The following is a 15,164-nucleotide window of genomic DNA, read 5'->3' on the forward strand; positions in this document are numbered from 1 at the left end:
ATGTCGACTGACACTACGCCATCGCGAGCAGGCTCACTCCTACAAGGGGCTGCGGTGTGGTTTTATTCGATGAAGGTATCGACGCCATTCGGTCCCAAGGCCACCGCACACTAACGGCCTGACCCAAAACAACTGTGGGAACGGGCTTGCTCGCGAAAGCGGTGTATCAGTCAACCAAGATGTCGACTGACACTACGCCATCGCGAGCAGGCTCACTCCTACAAGGGGGCTGCGGTGTGGCTTTATTCGATGAAGGTAACAACGCCGTCCTTCAGCGATTTCACACGGGCCAGCGATTCGACGCGGTAGCCCTGCGAATCCAGCTCGGCGCGGCCGCCCTGGAACGACTTCTCGATGACGATGCCCAGGCCAGCCACGGTGGCGCCAGCCTGCTTGATGATCGAGATCAGCGCCTGCGAAGCCTTACCGTTGGCCAGGAAGTCGTCGATGATCAGCACGCGGTCGCTGCTGGTCAGGTGACGCGGGGAGATGGCCACGGTGCTTTCGGTCTGCTTGGTGAACGAGTAAACAGTCGCCGACAGCAGGTTTTCGGTCAGGGTCAGGGACTGATGCTTGCGGGCGAAGATCACCGGCACGCCGAGGTTCAGACCGGTCATGATCGCCGGGGCGATGCCCGAGGCTTCGATGGTGACGATCTTGGTGATCCCCGAATCCTTGAACAGCGTGGCGAATTCGTCGCCGATCAGCTTCATCAGGGCCGGGTCGATCTGGTGGTTCAAAAAGGCGTCGACCTTCAGGACCTGGTCGGAAAGCACGATGCCTTGTTCGCGGATTTTCTGGTGCAGTGCTTCCATGAAGCTGTCCTCGTTCGGCGCTTGTGCGCCCTAAGCTTTAAAAAGTGGTCAATTCTAGCGCTTTAACATCGCGCGTATATCAGCCAGTGCGCTATTGCCCCGCACGGCTTTGACTTCGGTCGGTGTGTCGTCGTTGCCTTCCCACGCCAGATCGTCCGGCGGCAGCTCATCGAGGAAGCGGCTAGGTGCGCAATCGATGATCTCGCCGTACTGTTTGCGTTTGGCGGCGAAGGTGAACGCCAGGGTCTGACGCGCGCGGGTGATGCCCACGTAGGCCAGGCGGCGTTCCTCTTCGATGGTGTCGGCTTCGATGCTGGAGCGGTGCGGGAGGATTTCCTCTTCCATGCCCATGATGAACACGTAAGGGAATTCCAGTCCCTTGGACGCATGCAGCGTCATCATCTGCACGCCTTCGGCGCCGTCTTCCTCTTCCTGCTGACGCTCCAGCATGTCGCGCAGGACCAGTTTGCCGATGGCGTCCTCGACGGTCATTTCGCCTTCTTCATCCTTCTCGAGGGTGTTTTTCAACGCCTCGATCAGGAACCAGACGTTGCTCATCCGGTAATCGGCAGCCTTGTCGCTGGAGCTGTTGGTGCGCAGCCAGTTCTCGTAGTCGATGTCCATGACCATGCTGCGCAGCGCCGAGATCGGGTCTTCGCCGGCGCATTGCTCACGCACCTTGTCCATGAAGCGCTTGAAGCGCGACAGGCGATCGGTGAAGCGGCTGTCCAGATGTTCGCCCAGACCGATTTCGTCGGTGGCGGCGTACATCGAAATCTTGCGTTCGGTGGCGTAGTTGCCGAGTTTTTCCAGGGTGGTCGAGCCGATTTCGCGGCGCGGCACGTTGATCACGCGCAGGAAGGCGTTGTCGTCATCCGGGTTCACGATCAGGCGGAAGTAGGCCATCAAGTCCTTCACTTCCTGACGGCCGAAGAAGCTGTTACCGCCGCTCAGACGGTACGGCACCTGGTGGTGCTGCAACTTCAGTTCGATCAGCTTGGCCTGATAGTTACCGCGATAGAGAATCGCAAAATCGCTGTACGGGCGGTCGGTGCGCAAGTGCAGGCTGAGGATTTCCATGGCCACGCGCTCGGCTTCGGCGTCCTCGTTACGGCAGCGGATCACGCGGATCTCGTCACCGTGGCCCATCTCACTCCACAGCTGCTTTTCGAATTCGTGCGGATTGTTCGAGATCAGCACGTTGGCGCAGCGCAGGATGCGGCTGGTGGAGCGATAGTTCTGCTCGAGCATCACCACTTTCAGGGACGGATAGTCGTCCTTGAGCAACATCAGGTTTTCCGGCCGTGCACCGCGCCAGGCGTAGATCGACTGGTCGTCGTCGCCCACCACGGTGAACTGGTTGCGCTTGCCGATGAGCATTTTCACCAGCAGGTACTGGCTGGCGTTGGTGTCCTGGTATTCGTCGACCAGCAGGTAACGCACCTTGTTCTGCCACTTTTCGAGAATGTCGGCGTGCTCTTCGAAGAGTTTTACCGGCAGCAGGATCAAGTCGTCAAAGTCCACTGCGTTGAACGCCTTGAGCGTGCGCTGGTAGTGGGTGTAGACGATGGCAGCGGTCTGTTCTTTGGGATTACGCGCGTTTTCCAGCGCCTGCGGCGGCAGGATCAGGTCGTTTTTCCAGGCGCCGATCATGTTCTTGATCTCGTCGACGCCGTCGTCGCCCGCGTATTCCTTCTGCATGATGTCGGTCATCAGGGCTTTGACGTCGGTCTCGTCGAAGATCGAGAAACCGGGTTTGTAGCCCAGCCGCACGTGTTCCTTGCGGATGATGTTCAGGCCCAGGTTGTGGAAGGTGCAGACTGTCAGGCCGCGTCCTTCGCCGGCGCGCAGCAGGGTGCCGACCCGCTCTTTCATCTCGCGCGCGGCCTTGTTGGTAAAGGTCATGGCGACGATGTACTGGGCGCGGATGCCGCAGTTCTGGATCAGGTGCGCGATCTTGCGGGTGATCACGCTGGTCTTGCCGGAGCCAGCGCCGGCGAGCACCAATAGAGGGCCGCCGACGTAGTTCACGGCTTCTTGCTGCCGGGGATTGAGTCGGGACATACGAAAATTCGGGAGTCGTTGACGAAATGGGCCGGCATTTTAACAGGCTCAGCGATTTGTGCTGCTCTCTCCGACTTGTGACGCACCGCGCGATTCAAATTTGCCGGTTTTGTTACTTTCGCGGAGGATGCGCGGTGATTTTGCGGCTAATGTTCTCATTCGTGACACAAAATAACGTTCTGATAATCGTTGTCATTGAACATCGCAACGGCATAATGCCCCGCCCACATCATTGCAGAGTCTAGGGAGCTAGCTTGTCTACGCCTGTCGAACCCTTGCGTTTGCTGCTACTGGCCGAAGAGCCAGCGTGGGCAGCGTTATTGCGCGAGTGTCTGGCTCCGATGGGGAGCGCGGCGGTGCTGATCAGCGCGCCGAGCTGGGAGTCGGTCAGCAGTTTGTTCGAAGACAACCGCCATGCGGTGTTGTTGACCGTTCCCGCGTTGCAGCCGGCCCCGGGCCGTTGCAGCCTGCCGACGGTGTTGCTGCTGGATCAAGAACCGGCTACGGCGCCCGATGGCGTCAGCGACTGGCTGGTGTTCGACGCCCTCGACGCCGGCATGCTGCGCCGTTGCCTGCGCCACGTGCGCGAACGCGGCGTTCTTGAAAACACCCTGCAACGCCTGGCCGAACAGGATCCGCTGACCGGCATCGCCAACCGTCAGGGTTTCCAGACCCTGCTCACGGCGCGCCTCGCGGAAAACGACGGGCGTGGCGTGGCCCTCGGGCATCTCGACCTCGACAACTTCCGTCACGCCAACGATGCCCTCGGCCATCAGGCTGGCGACCGTCTGATTCTGCAGGTCGTCGCGCGGCTGAAAGGCCAGCTGGAGGCCGGTGATCAACTGGCGCGCCTGGGCAGCGATGAGTTTGCCCTGCTGATCGACACCCGCCGTGCGCCGCAACGCGCCGAGTGGATGGCTGAACGCATCACTGAAGCTTTGTCCGAGCCGTATTGGGTTGACGGCGAAAGCCTGTTGATCGGCTCCAGCCTTGGCATCGCCCATGCCCGCGCGCAAGGTGGCGCCGACCCGCTGATGTGGCACGCGCACATCGCCATGCAGCAGGCCAAGAGCACCCAAGGCTGCACCTTCCATATCTTCAACGAACGCATCAACCGCAATGCACGGAGCATGGCTGACCTCGAAAGCGAGTTGCGCCGGGCCCTGCGTCGCGATGAGCTGGAGTTGCATTACCAGCCACGGCTTAATCTTGAGGACGGCCAGATTGTCGGCCTCGAAGCGTTGGTGCGCTGGCGTCATGGCGAGCGCGGATTGCTGCCGCCGAGTGAATTCGTGCCGTTGGCCGAACAGAGCGGCTTGATCGTGCCGCTGGGTTACTGGGTGATTTCCCGGGCCCTGCGTGACATGCAGGCCTTGCGCGAGCGCGGCCTGCCGGCGCTGCACATGGCGATCAACCTGTCGTTCCGCCAGTTTCAGGACAGTCAGCTTTTGCCGACCTTGAGTCGCTTGATCGCTGAGCGGGGCGTTGAAGCGCAATGGCTGGAATTCGAACTGACTGAAACCGCGGTGATGCGCCGCAGCGATCTGGTCAAGCAGACCATGGACGCCCTCGGCCGCCTCGGCGTGCGCTTTTCACTGGATGACTTCGGCACCGGGTTCTCATCGTTCGTGCACCTCAACAGCCTGCCTATCACCTTGCTGAAAATCGACAAGAGCTTCGTCGGTGGCATGGAGCAACGTGAGGAGAACCGTAAACTGGTGCACGCGATGATCAATCTTGCGCACAACCTGCATCTGGAAGTGGTGGCGGAAGGGGTCGAGACGCCCGAACAGCTGGATCTGTTGCGTGGCTTTGGCTGCGATCAGGTGCAGGGCTATCTGATCAGCCGGCCGTTGCCGTTGGCGGAGCTGGTGGAGTACCTGACGTTCGGCTCAAGCCAGCAGCCAGCCCTCGAAATCGTCGGCTAAACACCTATCCCTTGTAGGAGTGAGCCTGCTCGCGATGGCGGTGTATCAGACAAATCATCATTGCCTGACACACCGCCATCGCGAGCAGGCTCACTCCTACAAGGGTACTCAGTCAGGCTGGGCGACGGTGTATTGATTTGATGGCGCCGGCTCCAGCCGAATCATCCGCTTCATCTTCCACTCAAACGCCAGCGTCAGGCTCACCGCCGCACACGCCAGCCCCAGCGCCAGGCCCCACCACGCCGCCGGTGCGCCAATCAGCCAATAGCAACCGAGGCCGACCAGGAACGTGGTCTTGGCATCCTTGAGCCCACGGATGCAGCCCATGGCAATCGTCTGCGTGCCGTCGAACAGTTCGAACCATGCCGCCACCGCCAACAGGCTCACCGCCAGGCGAATCACCTCAGCAAACGCCGGGTCATTGTGATCAAGGAACAACCCGACCAACTGGTTCGGCAACAGCCAGAACACCATGGCGAAACCCAACATCACCACCGCGCCGAATACGATGCCGACCCGCCCGGACATCCGCGCATCGCTCAACTGCCCGGCGCCGTAATGCTGGCCAACGCGCATGGTGATCGCGTAGGACATCCCCGCCGGCACCATGAACGCCACCGAAACGATCTGCAGGGCGATCTGGTGCGCGCCCAGTTGCGTGCTGCCCATGGTGCCCATGCACAGGGCGGCAAAGGCGAATAAACCCACTTCCACTGCGTAGGTGCCGCCAATCGGCAGGCCGAGGCGCCACAACTCCTTGAGATACTGGCGGTTCGGCCTCGACAGGCCGGCGCGCAACGGATAAGCGTCGTAGGCCGGATGCCGACGGATGTGCCAGGCCAGTGCCAGCGCCATGCAGTTGGCGACAATCGCCGTGACCAGGCCGATGCCCGTCAGGCCCATTTTCGGCAGGCCGAACAGGCCGGTGATCAGCGCGTAGTTGAGCAGGAAGTTGGCCACGGTGCCGCCGAGGCTGATGACCATCACCGGGGTCGCCCGGCCAATTGCGCTGGTAAAGCCACGCAGGGCCATGAAGCTCAGGTAGCCGGGCAGGGCAAAGGGCAGGGCGATCAAAAATTGCCCCGCGGCATTGACGTTGGTTTCGGTCTGGCCGAACAGCAGCAGCACCGGTTTCAGGTTCCACAGCAGCAGTCCGGCGCCGAGCGCCATCAGCCACGCGAGCCACAGCCCGGCCTGAGTCAGGCGCGCCGCGCCGACGATGTCGCCGGCGCCCTGACGGATCGCCACCAGGGTGCCGACCGCCGCGATCACGCCGATACAGAAAATCGACACGAACGAATAACTCGCCGCCCCCAGCCCGCCACCGGCCAAGGCTTCGGGGCTGAGGCGCGCCATCATCAGGGTGTCGGTCAGCACCATCAACATGTGCGCCAACTGTGAAGCGATCAACGGCCCCGCCAGCCGCAGGATGGCCCAGAGTTCGGTACGCACAGGATGCTGCATGGTCATCACCACTCATTGAAAGAGGGAACAGGGGACCGTCGATTCTCGGCGCTTGGCAGCGTTTGCACAAAGGGATAAAAAGGATGGGTGGCATGATTAAAACTCATTATGAGAAGATCCAGCCAGGTTGGCTGTATCCCGCTACAGGAGCTTTTTTGCATGTCCCGTCGTCTTCCTCCGTTGTATGCCCTGCGCGCATTCGAAGCGGCGGCGCGGCACAGCTCGTTCACCCGCGCCGCCGAGGAGCTGTCGATCACCCAGAGTGCGGTGAGTCGGCACATTCGTACGCTTGAAGAACATTTCGCCTGCAAGCTGTTTCATCGCAGCGGACGTAACCTGCAGCTCACCGAATCGGCGCGGATGCTGTTGCCGGGGATTCGCGACGGTTTTGCTGCGCTTGAGCGTGCCTGCAACACCTTGCGTGCCGAGGACGACATCCTGCGCATGAAAGCGCCGTCGACCCTGACCATGCGTTGGCTGCTGGCGCGGCTCAGTCGTTTTCGCCATCTGCAACCGGGCAACGAAGTACAATTGACCAGTGCGTGGATGGACGTGGATTCGGTGGATTTCAACAACGAGCCTTTCGACTGCGCGGTACTGCTCAGCGACGGGCATTTTCCGCCGGACTGGGAGGCCAGCCTGCTGTTTCCCGAAGAACTGATTCCGGTCGGTGCGCCGAACCTGCTGAACGATCAGCCTTGGGATGTGGCGCGACTGGCGTCCACCGAGCTGTTGCATCCGACCCCGGATCGGCGCGACTGGCGCAGTTGGCTGGAGCACATGGGGCTGTCCGAGCAGGTCTCGCTCAAGGGCGGGCAGGTGTTCGATACCCTTGAACTGGGGATGATCGCGGCGGCGCGCGGTTACGGTGTGTCGATGGGCGATTTGCTGATGGTGGCTGAGGATGTGGCGCAAGGACGCTTGAGTCTGCCGTGGCCGACCGCCGTCGCCAGCGGACTGAATTACTACCTGGTGTGGCCGAAAACCCGCCCGGGAGGTGAACGTTTGCGCCGCCTCAGCGACTTCCTGCAAGGCGAAGTGCGCGCCATGGCGCTGCCGGTGGTCAAGCGGTTGAGCTGAAACGTTCGAGCCGCCACAATGCCGGCCTTGCGCCATAACCCCGCTATTTACTCAAGTATTCGGTTTTACCGCCGAAAATGAGCATGTGGGACCGTCGTGCCGGTCTCCACGATTTCACCCCCATTATTAGAATTTTCCGAGCAGGTGCTGCGATCAAGGAGGATCCGGCGGCTCGGCCAGGAGCTGTCCATGTCTCAACCTCGCGCCCGGATCGCCTCGCAGCTGGGCCTCGCGCTTGCTGTGATACTGGCGATTGTCATCAGTGGCAGTACGGTGTTCGCCCTGCGTTCGCTGGATACCGCCAACCTCGCCACCCGTGAAGAACACCTCGCCAGTGAAGCGCGGCTGCTGGCCGACCAGTTGAGCACCTTCCACGGTACGCTGCGTGAAAGCACGCAGCGCCTGAGCGGGTTGTTCGAGAAGCGCTTCAGCGCGGGCCTGAGCATTCCCCCGGACGAGCCGGTGACCGTTGCCGGGACCCAGACCCCGGGCCTGCACCTGGGCAGCGAAGTACTGAACAACAACTTCAAGGAAGTCGACGAGTTCAAGCAAATGACCGCCGGTGTCGCCACGTTGTTCGTGCGCAGCGGCGAAGACTTCGTGCGGGTCAGCACCTCGCTGACCAAACAGGATGGCACGCGCGCCATCGGCACCTTGCTCGATCACACCCACCCGGCCTATGCGAAGTTGATGGCAGGGCAGGGCTATGTCGGGCGCGCCTTGCTGTTCGATCGTTCCTACATGACCCAATACACCCCGGTGCGCGATGGCAGCGGCAAGGTGATTGCGGTGTTGTTCGTCGGTTTCGACTACACCGATGCGCAGAACGCCCAGTTCGACAACCTCAAGCGTTTCCGCATCGGTCAGAGCGGCTCGCTGGCATTGCTGGATGAGCAAAACAAATGGCTGGTCGCGCCGGCTGGTGTGCAGGCACCGGGTCAAGCGGTGCCGGTGATCAAAGGTTTGGCTGCAAAGCCGGGTAAAGGCGAGTTCTGGAGTGACACCTCCGAAGACTTCTACAGCATCGCCGTACCGTTCGAGGGTGGGCCGTGGTCGGTGGTGGCGAGCATGCCGAAAGCCGAGATCCGCGCGGTGACCTGGAGCGTCGGTACGCAACTGGCCATTGGCAGTCTGTTGGCGATGTTGCTGGCGGTCGGATCTGCAGTCTGGTTGCTGCGCAGCAAACTGGCACCACTGAGCGACCTGGTCCGTCAGGCTGAAGCTTTGGGCGCCGGTGATCTGAGCGTGCGTCTGAACGTGTCGAGCAATGACGAAATCGGCCAACTGTCCCGTGCGTTCAACCAGATGAGCCAGGCGCTGTCGACCATGGTCGAGCACATCCGCCGCTCCTCGGAAGAGGTCAACAGCCGCGCCCAGGCCCTGTCCGGTTTGTCCGGCGGAGCGTACGAAGGCATGGAGCAGCAGTCCGGCGAAATCACCAGCATGGCCGGCGCGGTGGAAGAGTTCAGCGCGACCTCGCTGAACATTGCCGACAACATGGGCGCAACCCAGCGTCTGGCGCAGGAAAATGCCCAACAGACCCAGATCGGCCGCACCTCGATGGAAGAAGCTTCGTCCTCGCTGGAGCAAATCGCTGGTGCACTGAACACCACCGCTACCGTGATCAACACCCTCGGTCAGCGCTCCCAGGAAATCGGCGGCATTGTCAGCGTAATCACCTCGATTGCCGAACAGACTAACCTGCTGGCGCTCAACGCTGCGATTGAAGCCGCGCGTGCCGGTGAGCAAGGCCGTGGCTTTGCGGTGGTCGCTGACGAGGTGCGCAACCTTGCTTCGCGCACTCGTCAGGCGACTGACGAAATCTCCGGAATGATTCACAGCATCCAGCAGGAAACCGGCAACGCGATCAGCACCATGGAGCAGGGCAATGTGCTGATGCAGGAAGGCTTGTCGCGTAATGCCAATGTCGCCTCGGCACTGGCGCGCATTGATGAGCAAAGCCGTTCGGCAGGGCAGCAGTTTGCGGCGATTACCACGGCGACGCAGGAGCAGAGCAGCACCGCGACGTTGCTCAGCAGCAACCTGCAAAGTATTGCACTGGCCAACAGTGAGCAGCGCGAAGTGGTTTCCAATCTTGCGGTGACCGCGAAAGAGCTGGAGAAGCTGGCCGCCGATCTGCGCTCAGAGGTAGATCGCTTTCGTTGATGCGGCGTGCCGGCTACTGGTACGCGGAGAGGTCTTCGCTGGAGTCGACCTCTCCCCATTCTCCCGAATAGGCAACGGCGTCGATCGCTACTCGACCGGCGTCGATGGCACGCTGCAGCGCCAGGATGTTTATTTTTCGGGGCAGTCCATTTGCGAGTGGCGCTGTCATTTTCATTGTGTTGCCGGCCGATATTGCAACGCCTCTGCCAGATGCTCGCGTCGGATCTCGTTTTCCTGCCCCAGATCGGCCAACGTCCTGGCGACCTTGAGAAGTCGATGCGCCGAGCGCAGCGACAGGGTCAGCCGTTCACAGGCTGACTCCAGCCAGGTCTCGTCGGCTGTGGATAATTTGCAGTGCCGCTTCAACCCCGGCAGATCGAGAAACGCATTGGCACAACCCTGACGCTTTTGTTGGCGCTCACGCGCTTCGGCCACCACGGCTGCTGCACTGGCGCTGTCCTCTCCTGGCGGCACTGCCGGATTCAGTGCCGTCGCTTCCCGCGCCACCGTCAGGTGCAGGTCGATCCGATCCAGCAACGGTCCCGACAGTTTGTTGCGATAGCGCTGCACCATGTCTGGGGTGCATGAGCACTTGCCGCTGGGCTCGCCAAGATATCCACAGGGGCACGGGTTCATCGCCGCCACCAACTGGAAACGCGCCGGGAATCGCACGCGATCCTTGGCTCGGGCGATCACGATTTGTCCGGATTCCAGAGGCTCCCGCAGAACCTCCAGAACCTTGCGATCAAACTCAGGCAGTTCATCGAGAAACAGCACGCCATGGTGGGCGAGAGTGATTTCGCCGGGTTGCGGTTTGGAGCTGCTGTAGGCTTTCGAAATACATGATAAATAGCTACGCTAGAGGCCGCTATCGGCCATCAAAACCTTCTGAAATTACTGAGAAGCTTGTCGGTAATAAATGAGACCATATAAAAAATGATCGGAAATAAATGCGACCAGATTAAGCCGGTTCGGAAGATCAAGCCGACCCGCCGCAGCATTTCAGGAGTGATGGCTTTCAAAGGGTTAGGTGGGGTCGCTTTCGAGTCGTCATTGGAAAGAGACTTTCTGAAGCGTATGCGCTTCTCTCACCAGGTTGAGTCGGTTATCTCCCAACCGGTGGAGGTTCCTTTCTCCGACTCCCTAGGACGCCCGCAGATCTACACGCCTGATTATCTTGTTTTTTACCACCAGCAGAACTTGCCTTACTTTGGCGTGCTACGGCCGCTGCTTGTGGAGGTAAAACCGAGGGAACAATGGGTAGAGAACTGGCGAGCCTGGTCAGGCAAGTGGAAGGAAGCACGCCGGTTGGCTCGTAGCCAGGGGTGGCAGTTCCGCATTTATGACGAGTCGCGGATTCGTGGCCTTGCGCTCGAAAACATTGTGTTCCTCGAGCGCTTTGAGCGAATGATCTTTGAACAAAGTGACATCGATTCAGTGCTGAATACGCTGCGCGAGATGGAAGTTGCTCCGGTGCACTACCTCCTAGCACGGCATTTCAACGGTATTTTCCGCGATCGAGGCGTATCGCTGCTGTGGTACCTGATCGCCTCGCGTCAGGTTGACTGCGACATTACTGAACCGCTGAATCATGACCTCGAACTCTGGGTGCCTGATCATGAAACTGTATGAAGACGACACCAGCGAGCATCTGGTCCCGTTTGAGCCCGTTCGGTCTCGCGTTCCCATTGAGGTCGGCGCGATGGTGCGGCGAGACAGGCAGGTCTACCGGATTGTTCAGATCTTGGATCTGCAAACGGTGATCGCGACGGAGGTCGAGACCGGTCGCAGTGCGGCTCTACAGATTCTGGACCTAAGGGCGGTGGATGCGGAAAAACTGGACGGTCTATACGTTAACCACGATATCAGCAGCATCAGCTCGGATGCCTGGGCTATTGCGCAAAAGCGTTACTCCGCCATTCTGCCGTTGCTAGGCAACACGGTCTTATCCAAAGAAACTGTCGCGGCGCGCGCGAAGGCGACAGGAATCAGCCCGGCAACCCTTTATCGTTGGCTGAATCGCTACAATCGATGGAATGAGGTCTTGGCTCTCGTTCCGCGCAAACGAGGATGGCGTGAGGGTAGTACGCGTCTTTCTGTTGAAGGAGAAAAGCTCGTACAAGAGGTGCTGGCTGATTACTACCTGACTGAGCAAAGGTACACGGTTCAGTCCACCATTTCGGAAGTCGAACGCAGAGCGCGAGTGCTAGACATTCAGCCTCCGGGTGCATCCGCGATCAGGGCCCGGATCCGACAGATTCCCGAGGTGGTGAAGCTTCGCCGGCGTGGATATGCCGAGCAGGCGAACAATAGACACACACCTTCAGTCGGTCAGTTTCCAGACGAAGGCTATCCCCTAGCCGTTGTGCAGATCGACCATACCCCGGTCAATCTCATTGTGGTGGACGAACGCCATCGCAAGCCAATTGGTCGGCCATGGCTCACCCTTGCCATCGACATCTACTCCTGCATGATCGTTGGCTACTACTTGGCGTTCGAGTCGCCTTCCGAGACATCTGTGGCGATGTGCATCGCACATTCGATTTTGCCCAAGGAAGCCTGGCTGGCTGCCCACGACATCCGTGGAGAGTGGCCGGTATGGGGTTTTCCGCGCACGATTCACACTGATAACGGTGCAGACTTCAGGGCGCAGAACATCGTAGATTCTTGCAAGAACTACGGGATAGACAGCGTCTTCCGACCATCCAGGGTTCCAAAGTACGGTGGTCGAATTGAGCGGGTGCTTGGCACCTTCATGAGGATGGTGCACGAGCTACCGGGAACCACCTTCAGTAACCCTCAGGAGCGTGAGGGCTATGACTCGGATGCTAAAGCCGTTCTCACAATGGCGGAATTCGAGGTATGGCTGGTTCGGGCAATTTTGAAGTACCACCAGACCTACCATAAAAAGCTCCACATGAGCCCAGCTCGCAAGTGGCAGTTGGCATTCTTCGGCAACCGGGAGGTAGATCCCCTGATCAGTGTGCCGGCGCGACCGACGGATCCTTTGGCGGTGCAGCTGGACTTCCTCCCATCTGTTCGCAGGACAGTGCAGACGTATGGTGTGCAGTGGGATCTGTTCTACTACTCCGAGGCGCTGCGTCATTGGATCAACCAAAAGGATCCCGCGACCGGAAAGGCTCTCAAACTGCTCTTCAGACGGGATCCTAGGGATGTCAGCATCATTTGGTTCTACGACCCTGTTTTGAAGCAATACTTCCGAGTGCCGGCCTCATACCAGGCATTTCCTGCGGTAACCCTTTGGGAGTATCACGCTGCCAAGTGCAAAGCTGTAAGCGAAGGGCGCGAGAACATAGACGATGCGTTGATCGCCGAGTACGCCGTCGAAAACCGAAAGCTTGTCGAAGAGGCGTCCGCGAACAGCAAGAAAGCCCGCAAAGACGCTCAGAAGAGTCGTACCCACAGCAAGAAGGGTACGCCGGCCCAACCGAGCAAGCCCGTTGCGAAGCTGGTACTGGACCCCATTCAGGAGGATTCTGACCTACTTATGCTTTCGGAGGTCGAATCGACAGGTGAAGTCGAATGAGCACATACGAACACATCCATTCTGATTTTCGACCGGTGTTGCAGCTGAGTGACCGGGAACGGATCCTTTTCATGGGAGAGGAGCGCTGGATCGGGTATGTATCGGCTCGCACAATCCTGGATACGCTTAATGACCTGATCGTCATGCCCAAGCGAGCCCGCATGCCTAATCTGCTGATTGTGGGCGATTCCAACAACGGCAAGACGACCATCATTCGGCGCTTTCAGAAAACGCATGGCGAAGGGTACGTCGACGAAAATGATGATCCGGTCCGCCCCTTGATTCTGGCGGAGGCACCTTCGGCTGCTGATGAGAAGGCTCTGTATGTGGCTTTGTTGGAGCAGCTATGGATGCCTTACAGGATCACGGATACCAAGTTGGCATTGCGTTACCAGGTGATTCATTCCTTCCGTGAACTCAGGGTCAGAATGCTGATCATTGATGAGTTTCATTCGTTGCTAACGGGCTCTGCGATCAAGCAGCGTGAGGTGATGAACGCCTTGAAGTCGCTCTGTAATGAACTGGTAATACCGATCATTGGCGTCGGCACAACAGATGCCGTTCGTATCCTTCATCATGACCCACAACATGCCAGTCGCTTCGATGTCATCAAGCTCGATCAGTGGAAGCTCGATCCCGAATTCCAGCGCATGCTCAAAGGGTTTGAGTCGATACTGCCGCTGAAGAAGCCCTCTGAGTTGGCACATCCAGACAAGGCTCGACGTATACACGCAATTTCCGGCGGAAACTTGGGGAATGTGCACCGGCTTCTGATGGAGTGTGCGAAGCAGGCCATAGCTTCCGGTAAGGAGTGCATTGACATAGAACTCATCGAGAGCATGTCATGGTTACGTCCTACTCGTGGCATCCGGGAGCAGGCCCTGTAAACCCGATCTGGCCCCTCACTAAATCGCTGCTCGCCGACGAGCTTCTGACTTCCTGGATTGTCAGGATGGCACTTGCTCACGGCTGCTCCCCCGCAGCGTTGACCGCAATCACATGGCCTGGCTTTAGAGCTTGGGCAAGTGATCTGGATCGATCTGTCGCAGAGAGCAGGCTTGCGGTTCTGAGCAGGCTATCGGGTGTACCTTACGTGAGTCTGCAGTCCGCTACCCTTGGGTTTGCGATGTCCTCGATCGTGCGTCGGCCGGACAGACTGCCGTGCGGGAATTGGCCTTGGCTAACGGTGTTGGGTTGCAGAGGGGGGCATCATAGCGGGGGTCTGCAATGCTGCCCCGACTGCATTGCGCAAGATAACTCGCGGTACTGCGTCCAATGGCGTTTGGCCTGGCATACCTGCTGCCCTATCCATGAGATAAAGCTTGTTGACCGGTGTGGACGTTGTCTGGCTCCTCTGCAGCCGGAACTTCTGAGAGCCGGTGCCTCGCTCAGTGACTGCCATAGGTGCGGTGCTTCACTAAGCGGCGGAGATCGGAGCGCTGCAGCAGAAGCTGCGCTGGCTTTCCAGAGGTACGTGGACGAAAGCATTGGCCTTCGGCCCATGTACGGAACATCGTCTCTCGATTTTCGCGATTGGTTGACCGTTGCACGAACCATGGTGAGCTTTGCCCAAACAGCAGTACGTCGACATAGCGTTGCTGCTGGGCGATTCTTCGAGTCACTGGGCATATTGCCTGAGTCTCTCCAGCCGATTCCCTTGGGGTTGCCTCTTGAATACCTCTCTCCCGCTGATCGCTCTGTGCTGCTCAGTATCGCGTGGGTAATAATGTCGGCTGGGCCAGAAAAATTTATCGAAGCGGCGCGACATGAGTTGCTTCCAGCCTCGACTCTGCACTTTTCCCCCAATAGTGCACCTCCAGTTCTGCTGGATTTGGTCGCAGCACTCCAGTCGCCTAGGCATCACTTGGTAAGTGGTGTTGGCCGTCAACATCCCAGTAGCCCCGCGCAGACGCTGCGTATGTGGCTGCGACTGAAGCGAAAGGTCAGACGACGTGGCATCCGTTGAACATTTGGATCGCTGTGAATGCGATGGCTGCGGCCGTGTCGTAGCGCAGCCCAAAAGGGTTTACCAAGAAAAGCGCTATTGCGGGAACTGCTATCCACGACTGTTCAAGCGTCGACTCTGTCCTGGCTGCGGCA

General features: G+C 59.3%; 10 protein-coding genes and 1 pseudogene. 7 read left to right on the forward strand and 4 right to left on the reverse strand.

Features of this window, described 5'->3' with window-relative positions; all coding sequences use genetic code 11:
- Window positions 1-242 precede the first annotated feature (242 nt).
- Both PseAD21_RS05195 and rep read right to left on the reverse strand, forming a co-directional pair.
- Complete coding sequence (locus PseAD21_RS05195) at window positions 243-815, reverse strand: xanthine phosphoribosyltransferase (protein WP_025113230.1); 573 nt, start codon at window positions 813-815, stop codon at window positions 243-245.
- A gap of 54 nt (window positions 816-869) precedes the next feature.
- Entirely contained in the window at window positions 870-2,879 is a 2,010-nt protein-coding gene (gene rep / locus PseAD21_RS05200) for a DNA helicase Rep (protein ID WP_102354771.1), read from the reverse strand.
- Between the two features lie 254 nt (window positions 2,880-3,133).
- Between rep and PseAD21_RS05205 the strand changes: the two genes are divergently transcribed.
- Window positions 3,134-4,807, forward strand: coding sequence for a bifunctional diguanylate cyclase/phosphodiesterase (locus PseAD21_RS05205; RefSeq protein WP_102354772.1), 1,674 nt, complete (start codon window positions 3,134-3,136; stop codon window positions 4,805-4,807).
- A gap of 108 nt (window positions 4,808-4,915) precedes the next feature.
- On the opposite strand, the gene PseAD21_RS05215 is transcribed toward PseAD21_RS05205, so the two are convergent.
- On the reverse strand, window positions 4,916-6,271 hold the full coding sequence (locus PseAD21_RS05215) for a NorM family multidrug efflux MATE transporter (protein ID WP_102354773.1): 1,356 nt from the start codon (window positions 6,269-6,271) through the stop codon (window positions 4,916-4,918).
- Window positions 6,272-6,430: 159 nt separating this feature from the next.
- On the opposite strand from PseAD21_RS05215, the gene PseAD21_RS05220 reads away from it, so the two are divergent.
- Window positions 6,431-7,351, forward strand: a complete 921-nt coding sequence (locus PseAD21_RS05220) for a LysR substrate-binding domain-containing protein (RefSeq protein WP_102354774.1) — start codon at window positions 6,431-6,433, stop codon at window positions 7,349-7,351.
- Between the two features lie 189 nt (window positions 7,352-7,540).
- Window positions 7,541-9,517, forward strand: a complete 1,977-nt coding sequence (locus tag PseAD21_RS05225) for a methyl-accepting chemotaxis protein (RefSeq protein ID WP_102354775.1) — start codon at window positions 7,541-7,543, stop codon at window positions 9,515-9,517.
- Between the two features lie 171 nt (window positions 9,518-9,688).
- Here the strand turns inward: PseAD21_RS05225 and PseAD21_RS05230 are convergent.
- A pseudogene (locus PseAD21_RS05230) lies at window positions 9,689-10,336 on the reverse strand (ATP-binding protein); the annotation flags it as partial.
- A 258-nt stretch (window positions 10,337-10,594) separates the two neighbouring features.
- Between PseAD21_RS05230 and PseAD21_RS05235 the strand changes: the two are divergent.
- Genes PseAD21_RS05235 through PseAD21_RS30180 form a run of 4 tightly spaced genes read left to right on the forward strand, consistent with a single transcriptional unit; the run spans window position 10,595 to window position 15,030 of the window.
- Entirely contained in the window at window positions 10,595-11,149 is a 555-nt protein-coding gene (locus PseAD21_RS05235; protein WP_178082092.1) for a TnsA endonuclease N-terminal domain-containing protein, read from the forward strand.
- Window positions 11,136-13,064, forward strand: a complete 1,929-nt coding sequence (locus PseAD21_RS05240) for a helix-turn-helix domain-containing protein (protein ID WP_146011259.1) — start codon at window positions 11,136-11,138, stop codon at window positions 13,062-13,064. Before PseAD21_RS05235 ends, PseAD21_RS05240 begins: the two co-directional genes overlap by 14 nt.
- Window positions 13,061-13,951 (forward strand): TniB family NTP-binding protein, encoded by an 891-nt coding sequence (locus tag PseAD21_RS05245; RefSeq protein WP_102354776.1) that lies wholly within the window; start codon window positions 13,061-13,063, stop codon window positions 13,949-13,951. The genes PseAD21_RS05240 and PseAD21_RS05245 overlap by 4 nt, the downstream gene beginning before the upstream one ends.
- Window positions 13,909-15,030: a TniQ family protein gene (locus tag PseAD21_RS30180; protein ID WP_102354777.1), complete on the forward strand. Its 1,122-nt coding sequence runs from the start codon at window positions 13,909-13,911 to the stop codon at window positions 15,028-15,030. The genes PseAD21_RS05245 and PseAD21_RS30180 overlap by 43 nt, the downstream gene beginning before the upstream one ends.
- Window positions 15,031-15,164: the final 134 nt, after the last annotated feature.

It is taken from the genome of Pseudomonas sp. AD21 (genome assembly GCF_002878485.1).
Lineage (GTDB): Bacteria > Pseudomonadota > Gammaproteobacteria > Pseudomonadales > Pseudomonadaceae > Aquipseudomonas.